Below are 9,371 nucleotides of genomic sequence, written 5' to 3'. Positions count from 1 at the left end.
TCGAGGCTCTACTGCTTGCCGAGCATGTCACCGTGCTCACCCAGACCCCCTCGGCGGCGGGAATGCTCTCGCCGCGGGCGCTCGGGTCGACGGCCCTGTTCGTCGGCGGTGAGGCATGTCCGGCGGAGGTGGTGGACCGGTGGGCGCCGGGCCGGGTGATGGTCAACGCCTACGGCCCGACCGAGACCACCATCTACGCGTCGATGAGCACGCCGCTGACGGCGGGTTCGGGGGCGGCGCCGATCGGCGCGCCGGCGGCAGGGGCGGCGCTGTTCGTCTGCGACGACTGGCTGCGGCCGGTGCCTGCCGGCGTGGTCGGGGAACTGTACGTCGCCGGCTCCGGTGTCGGGATGGGGTATGTGGGCCGCACCGCCCTGACCGGATCGCGGTTCGTGGCATGCCCTTTCGGGGCGCCGGGCTCGAGGATGTACCGCACCGGCGACCTGGTGCGCTGGAATGACGACGGGCAACTGCGCTACGTGGGCCGCTCCGACGAGCAGGTCAAGATTCGCGGCTACCGCATCGAGCTCGGCGAGATCCAGGCGGCGCTGGCCGACCTCGACGGTGTCGGACAGGCGGCGGTGATCGCCCGCGAAGACCGTCCAGGCGACAAGCGCCTCGTCGGCTACGTCACCGAAACCCGTTCCGGCACCACTGATCCGAGCGAGTTGCGGGCGCAGCTGGCCCAGCGGCTGCCGGGCTACATGGTGCCGGCCGCGATCGTGGTGATCGACGCTGTGCCGCTGACCGTGAACGGAAAGCTGGACACCCGCAGCCTGCCCGCACCCGCCTACGCCACCGAGTCGTACCGCGCGCCGGCCGACCCGGTCGAGCAGGTGCTCGCCGACATCTACGCACAGGTCCTCGGGCTCGAACGGGTCGGTGTCGACGACGCGTTCTTCGAACTGGGCGGCGACAGCATCCTGTCGATGCAGGTGGTGGCCCGCGCGCGGACCGCAGGAGTGGTGTGCCGACCGCGCGACGTCTTCGTCGAACAGACCGTGGCCAGGCTGGCCCGGGTTGCCCGGGTCGCCGACGACGAGTTCGGGGAGGTCGACGATGGCACCGGGCCGGTGGTCGCCACCCCGATCATGCGGTGGTTGGCGGGTGTGGACGGCCCGGTCGAACAGTTCAACCAGGCGATGGTGCTGCAGGCCCCGCCCGGGGTCACCCGCGACGATGTCGAGATCGTGCTGCAGGCACTGCTGGATCACCATGCCGCGTTCCGGATGTCGGGCGCTCTGAAAGCCGGCGAGTGGTCGCTCGAGGTGCCCGAACCCGGATCGGTGCGTGCCCGTGACTGTCTGCAGTCGGTGGACCGACTGACCGACGAGGCGGTGCGGGAGGCCCGGCGGCGGCTGAACCCGGCGGCCGGAGCGATGCTGCGCGCACTGTGGGCGCCCGGCACCGGCCGGCTGGCGATGATCGTCCACCACCTGGTGATCGACGGTGTGTCGTGGCGAATCCTGCTGGAAGACCTCAACATCGCCTGGGCGCAGCACCACCGCGGTCAGCCCGTGGCGCTGCCCGCAGGCGGCACGTCGTTCGCGCGGTGGGCCAGGCGCCTCGAGGCGCATGCGGTGGCGCCCGAGGTGGTGGAGCAGCTCGACGCCTGGCGGCAGGTGGCGGCGGTTCCGGCGGCGTTGCCCGCGCTGGATCCCGTGCGGGACACCTACGCCACGGCCGGACACCTGACGACGACCCTCGATGCCGACACCACTCGCCTATTGCTGGGTGAGGTGCCGACGGCATTCCACGCCGGAGCGCAGGACATCCTGCTGATCGCGTTCGGTCTGGCGGTCGCGGAGTTGCTCGGCACCGGCACCGACACCAGGCCGGTCGGCATCGATGTCGAGGGCCATGGCCGCGCCGAGGAGTTGGGCACCGACGTCGACCTGTCGCGCACGGTGGGCTGGTTCACCACCAAGTACCCGGTGTCGCTGAGGATCGGCGGACTGTCCTGGACGCACGTGAGCGCCGGTGATGCGGCGCTGGGGGCGATCGTCAAGGACGCCAAGGAACAGCTGCGTGCCCTGCCCGACGGTCTGTCCTACGGCCTGCTGCGGTACCTCAATCCGGACGCTGATCTCCAGGGCGCCGATCCGGTTATCGGGTTCAACTATCTCGGCCGCCTCGGGGCCGGAGCGGTCACCCTGTCCGAGGACCTGTGGCGCCTCGGCCAGGACAGCCTCCCGCTGACCGAGGTCGCGGCCGCCATCGGGATCCCGCTGGCCCACAGCGTGGAATTGAACGCCGTGACCACGGACACCGATGACGGCCCGTGTCTGCGCGCGGCGTGGACGTGGGCGCCGTCGGTGGTCGACCATGCGCTGATCGAGCGCCTGAGCCGGTTGTGGTTCGAGGCCCTGACCGGCATCTGCGCACACGTGCGACGCGGCGGCGGCGGACTCACCCCCTCGGACATCGCGCCCGCCAGGCTGAGCCAGCACGAACTCGACGAGGTGCAGCGCAGGTACGAGGTCGCCGACATCCTGCCGCTGACCCCGCTGCAGCAGGGCCTGCTCTTCCATGCCGACTCCGCACACGCCAACGACGACATGTACGCGGTGCAACTGGATTTCACCGTGGCGGGGCCGGTGGACCCGCAGCGGTTGCGCGACGCGGTCCGCAGGGTCGTCAACCGACACCCCCACCTCGCGGCCCGCTTCTGCGACCAGTTCGACGAGCCGGTGCAGGTCATCCTCCGTGATCCGGAGACCGCCTGGCACTACGCGGATCTCACGGATGCGGACGCCGACGAGGGGGACCGGCTGTGCGCCGCCGAACGCGTCGCGGTGTGCGACCTCGCCGATCAGTCGGCGTTCCGGGTGGCGTTGATCCGGGTCGGGCCGCAGCGGCACCGATTGGTGCTGACCTTCCACCACATCGTGGTGGACGGCTGGTCGCTGCCCATCCTGCTGGGTGAGATCTTCGCGATCTATCACGGGCATCCGCTGTCGGCACCCGGCTCCTACCGCCGGTTCCTCACCTGGCTGGCCGATCGCGACCTCGATGGTGCCCGCGAGGCGTGGCGTAAGGCGTTGTCCGGCTTCGAGACCCCCACCCTGGTCGGCACCCAGGACCGGTTCGGGGTGGGGCGCCGCGGCGTCGCCACGTTCGGTGTGCCCGAGCAGATCACCGGCGCACTCGGCGACCTCGCGCGCGCCCGCCACACCACCGTCAGCACAGTTCTGCAGGGCGCATGGGCTCTGCTGCTGACGTCCCTGACCGGCCATTCCGACGTCGCCTTCGGCACCCCGCGCTCACGGGTCGGCCAGGCCGACATCGCCGACGCCGACGCGATGGTCGGCCTGCTGATCAACACGGTGCCGGTGCGGGCCACCATCACGGCGTCGACCACCACCGCAGACCTGCTCGACCAGCTGCAGAACACGCACAACGACCTGCTCGACCACCAGCATCTGGCGCTGATCGACATCCACCGGGCCACCGGTCACGACCGGCTCTTCGACACGCTGTTCGTCTACGAGAACTATCCGATCGACACCAGTGCGCTCGCGGGCGAACACGACTGGACCATCACCGAATTCGCCAACCGCGAGTACAACCACTACCCGCTGACGGTGGAGGCGATGCCGGGCCGCGAGATCGGCATGCGCGTCGAGTACGACACCGATCTGTTCGACGCGACCCGCGTCGAGGCGATCATCGACCGCCTCCAGCGGGTGCTCGCGGCGATGACCGCGGATCCGGCGCGACGGCTGTCGTCGATCGACCTGCTCGACCGCGGTGAGCGTGACCTCGTGCTGTCCGGGCTGTCCGGCGCCGGTGTGACGGCACCGGTGGGCGTGGCCCCGCACCTGTTGACCGCGGCCGTCGCCACCGATCCGGACGCGACAGCTGTGATCGACGGCGGGCGGCAGGTGTCCTACCGGGAACTCGACGAGTGGTCCACGCGGGTGGCCCGGGCCCTGATCGACGCCGGCGTGGGGCCGGAGCGCGCGGTGGGCGTGGCGATGGAACGTTCCCTGGAACTGGTCGTCGCCTGGTGGGCGGTGGTCAAGGCCGGCGGGTTCTATGTGCCGGTCGACCTGGCCCACCCGGTCGAGCGGATCACCAGCGTGCTGGACGCGGTCGGCGCACAGTGCATGCTGGTGGCAGGCAGCGACCCTGTCGCCGCGGCGGCCTCGCGGCCCGTCGTCCGTGTCGACGGTCCCGACGTGTCCGAGCGTTCCCGCGAACCGATCACCGACGCCGATCGGCTCGCGCCGCTGCGGCCCGACGACACCGCCTACGTCATCTTCACCTCCGGATCCACCGGCACCCCCAAGGGGGTCACCGTCAGCCACGCCGGGATGCTCGGTTGGGCTGCCGCACAGGGCAGTACGTTCCTCCTGGGCGCCGACGCGCGGGTGCTGATGGTGGCCGCGCCGACCTTCGACGCGTCGGTCGGTGAGCTCCTGCTGGCCGCGGAAGCCGGTGCCGCCCTCGTGGTGGCGCCGCCGCAGGAGTACGCCGGCGAGGCGCTGACGACACTGCTGGAGCGGCACCAGGTCACCGCCGCCATCCTGACGCCGACCGTGCTGTGGTCGCTGGACCGGTCCCGGCTGGACCGGCTGGACACCCTGATCGCGGTCGGTGAGGCCTGCCTCGACGAACTGGTGGCCGCCTGGGCGCCGGGCAGGCGGATGTTCAACGGATACGGACCCAGCGAGACGACCATCTGGGTCACGTGTGCGCCGCTCGCGGCGGGACAGCCGATCCGGATCGGCGCCCCCATCCCCGGGGTGTGCGCGCTGGTGCTCGACGCCTGGCTGAACCCGGTGGCCGTCGGCGTCGTCGGCGAGCTGTACCTGACCGGGCCCGCCCTGGCGCACGGCTATGTCGGCCGGGCGGAACTCACCTCGGAACGTTTCGTGGCCAACCCCTTCGGCGGTGCGGGCGAGCGCATGTACCGCACCGGCGACCTGGTGCGCTGGACCGGCGAGGGTGCGCTGGACTACCTCGGCCGCGCCGACACCCAGGTCAAACTGCGCGGTCAGCGCATCGAACTCGGCGAGATCGAGAACACCCTGCTGGCCTGCCCGCAGGTCGCCCAGGCCGCCGCCACCGTGCACCACAGCGACACCGGCGCCCACCTGATCGCCTACGTCACGCTGGAACAGACCGGCACCGCCGACGACGACGCCGAGATCGTCGAGGAGTGGCAGACGCTGTACGACGCGCTCTACGGCGCAGACGTCGAGGTACCGGCATTCGGCATGGACTTCCGGGGGTGGAACAGCAGCCTCACCGAGGAGGCCATCCCGCTCGATGACATGGTCGAGTGGCGTGCAGCCACCGTGGACCGGATCTTGGCGCTGCGACCCAGGCGGGTGCTGGAGATCGGCGTCGGCTCCGGCCTGCTGCTGTCGCAGATCGCGCCCACCTGCGAGCACTACGTCGCGACCGACATGTCGCCGGTGGTGATCGACAACCTCAGCCGGAGCCTGGAGCGGCTCGAGATCCCGTGGCGCGACCGGGTGGAGCTGAAAGCCCAGCCCGCACACGTCACTTCGGGACTGCCGCAGGGCTTCTTCGACACCGTCGTCATCAACTCGGTCGTCCAGTACTTCCCGAACGCCGGTTACCTGGCCGACCTCATCGCCGCCGCGATGGACCTGCTGGCACCCGGTGGGGCGCTGTTCGTCGGCGATGTCCGCAACCACACCCTGCAGGGCGCCTTCCAGACCGCGGTCGCCATGGCGCGCACCGAGGCCACCGACGCCGACGAGATCCGCCAGCGCGCGCAGCGCGCCATCCTCGGCGAGACCGAACTGCTGCTGGCGCCGGAGTTCTTCACCTCCTGCGCCGAAGACCACCCGGCGGTGGCCGGTGTGGTGATCGAGGTCAAGCGCGGACGGGCCGACAACGAGCTCACCCGCTACCGCTACGACGTCACGCTGCACAAGGCGCCGGCGCCGGTGCACTCCCTGGCGAGCGCACCGACGTGGGCGTGGACGCGCTGCGACGGCCTCGACGGGCTCAACGCCACACTGGGGTCGGAGCAGCCCGACATCGTCCGCGTCGCAGGGGTTCCGCGCGCCGGCCTGATCGACGACGTCCGGGTCCAGCGCGGCATCGCCAACGGGCTCCCGCCCGCGAGTGCTCTCGCCCACGCGCAGGACGCGTCCTCCGGCGCCGTCATCCCCGAGGACCTGCACCGCATCGGGGAAGTGGCCGGCTACCGCGTGAGCGTCACATGGGGCGCCGATCCCGGCACCCTCGACGCGGTCTTCCTGCGCCTCGTCGCCGGCAGGCCCATCCCGCCGCTGACGGACCTCTACGTCCGGCCCGCCGGACCGGATCGTCGCGGCGCCAACGCCAACGATCCGCACAGCAACACCAGGATCGGCGCGGTACGCCGGCGGCTGACCGAGTGGCTGCCCGAGTACATGGTGCCCACCCACATCGTGGTGCTCGACGAATTCCCGCTGACGTCGTCGGGCAAGCTCGATCGAAAAGCGCTGCCGGCGCCGGAGTTCCAGGACACCGACCAGTACCTGGCACCGGCGGGGGCGGTCGAGGAGATCCTGGCCGGCATCTACGCCCAGGTGCTCGGTCTCGAGCGGGTCGGGGCCGACGAGTCCTTCTTCGACCTGGGCGGGGATTCCCTGTCGGCGATGCGCCTGATCGCTGCGGTCAACAACGCCCTGGACGCCGACCTCTCGGTGCGCGCACTGTTCGAGGCGCCGACTGTGGGCCAGCTCGCTCCGCGCATCGGCGGGGATGCCGGCCGGCTCGAACCGCTGGTGGCCGGTGAGCGGCCCGCGGTGGTGCCGCTGTCCTTCGCGCAGAGCCGGCTGTGGTTCATCGACCAGCTGCAGGGCCCGTCGCCCGTCTACAACATCTCGGTGGCGTTGCGGCTGCGCGGGCCGCTCGACGCCGGCGCGCTGGGTGCTGCGCTCACCGACGTGGTGGGCAGGCACGAGAGCCTGCGGACGCTGTTCGCCGCACCCGACGGCGTACCGCAACAGCTCGTGGTGCCGGCCGAACGGGCCGAACCGGGCTGGGAGGTGGTCGATGCGGCCGGGTGGTACCGGGCCAGGCTCGACGGGGCCATCGAGACGGCGGCGCGGCACACATTCGACCTCGCGCACGAGATCCCCTTCGCCGCGACGCTGTTCCGTCTCACCGACGTCGAACACATCCTGGTGGCGACCGTGCACCACATCGCGGCCGACGGCTCCTCGATCGGTCCGCTGGCGCGTGACCTGGGGGTGGCCTATGCCTGCCGCTGCGCCGGTACGGCACCGTCCTGGACCGACCTCGCAGTGCAGTACGCCGACTACACGCTGTGGCAGCGCAGGCAGCTGGGCGAACTCGACGACGCCGACAGCCCGATAGCCGCCCAGGTCGCCTATTGGGCCGATGCGCTGGCAGGCATGCCGGACCGCCTGCAGTTGCCGACCGACCGGCCCTATCCACCGGTCGCCGATCTCCGTGGCGGCCGGGTGGCCGTGGACTGGCCCGCCGATCTGCAACAGCAGCTCCGGACGCTGGCGCGCGAACACAACGCGACCAGTTTCATGGTGCTGCAGGCCGCCCTCGCGGTGCTGCTCGCCAAGATGAGTGCGACTTCTGATGTCGCCGTTGGTTTTCCGATCGCGGGACGGCGCGAGCCCGCGCTCGACGAGCTGGTGGGCTTCTTCGTCAACACCCTGGTGCTGCGCGTCGACCTGACCGGCGACCCCAGCTTCACCGACCTGCTGGCTCAGGTGCGACGGCGCAGCCTGGCCGCCTACGAGCACCAGGACGTGCCGTTCGAGGCGCTGGTGGAACGGCTCAATCCGACCCGGAGCCTCACCCACCACCCGCTGGTGCAGGTCATGCTCGGGTGGCAGAACTTCTCGTGGCAGGACAGCGACGCCGCCGGGCTCGCACTCGGCGATCTGCACGCCACACCACTGCCGGTGGACACCCGGACCGCCCGGATGGACCTGGCGATCTCCCTGGCCGAACGCTGGAGCGAGACCGGCGCGGCGGCCGGGATCGGCGGGACGGTGGAGTTCCGCACCGACGTGTTCGACGCGGCGACCATCGCGGCCTTCATCGACCGGTTCCAGCAGGTGCTGGTGTCCGTCACCGCCAAACCCGCGCAACACCTCTCGGCCATGGACGTGCTCGGCGCCGATGAACGAGCACGACTGGACCGGTGGGGGAACCGCGCGGTGCTGTCGGAGTCGTGCGTGCCGTCGTCGGTACCCGCGGTGTTCGGCAGGCAGGCAGCCCGGACGCCGGATGCTCCCGCCGTGACGTGCGGCGACCGGACGCTGTCCTACCGGGAACTCGACGAGGAGTCGAACCGGCTGGCGCACCTCCTGGTGGAGTCCGGTGCAGGCCCGGGAACGTGTGTGGCGGTGATGTTGTCGCGTTCGGTGGAGGCGATCACCGCGATCCTGGCGGTGATGAAGTCCGGGGCGGCGTATCTGCCCATGGATCCCGCCCATCCGCGTGCACGCGTGGAGTTCATGCTCTCCGACGCCACACCGGTGGCAGTGGTGGCGTCGGTGGGTCTGGGGGACGCGGTGGCCGGCTGCGGCGTGCCGGTGATCGGCGTCGACGATCACCGCATCGCCGCGGAGCCGGCCACCGCGCTTCCCGGCCCCGCGCCGGAGGACGTCGCGCACATCATCTACACGTCCGGCACCACCGGCGCCCCGAAAGGCGTTGCCGTCACGCAGCAGAACGTGGTGCAGCTGTTCGACACCCTCGAGGTCGGTTTCGAGCTGTCCGCCGAGCAGGTCTGGACACAATTCCACTCCTACGCCTTCGACTTCTCGGTGTGGGAGATCTGGGGGGCCCTGCTGCACGGTGCGCGCCTGGTCGTCGTGCCCGACGCGGAGACCCGGTCACCGCGGGACTTCCACCGGCTGCTCGCCTCCGAGGGTGTGACGGTGTTGACCCAGACACCCTCGGCCGTCAGGGGACTCGACACCGACGGCCTAGACGGGGTGGCGGCGCTGGTGATCGGGGCGGAGGCCTGCCCGGTGGAGACAGTCGACCGCTGGGCGCCGGGCCGGGTGATGGTCAACGTCTACGGCCCCACCGAGACCACCATGTGGGCGTCGAAGAGCACCCCGCTCGCGGCGGGGTCCGGCGCGCCGCCGATCGGGTCGCCGGTCACCGGTGCGGCGTTCTTCGTGTGCGACGAATGGCTGCGGCCGGTGCCCGCCGGAGTGGTCGGGGAGCTGTACCTGGCCGGCCGTGGCGTCGGGATCGGGTACTGGCGGCGGCCCGGGCTGACCGCGTCACGGTTCATGGCGTGCCCGTTCGGAGCGCCGGGGACGCGGATGTACCGCACCGGCGACCTGGTGTGCTGGGGCACCGACGGGCAGCTCCGATACTTCGGGCGCGCCGACGAGCAGGTC

Annotated in this window: 1 protein-coding gene (only partly in view); it reads left to right on the top strand. The window is 71.1% G+C overall.

What is annotated here, in order from left to right:
- On the top strand, window positions 1–9,371 hold part of the coding region annotated (locus tag Q2100_RS07055; RefSeq protein WP_302913419.1) for a non-ribosomal peptide synthetase (this coding region is incomplete at its 5' end). The annotated region continues 19,839 nt past the right edge of the window; 9,371 of 29,210 annotated nt are visible.

The organism is Mycolicibacterium arseniciresistens (assembly GCF_030519285.1).
GTDB classification, from domain to species: Bacteria; Actinomycetota; Actinomycetes; order Mycobacteriales; family Mycobacteriaceae; genus Mycobacterium; species Mycobacterium arseniciresistens.
The sequence above is the reverse complement of the archived record's forward strand: the minus strand, read 5'-3'. Positions and strand labels throughout refer to the sequence as shown.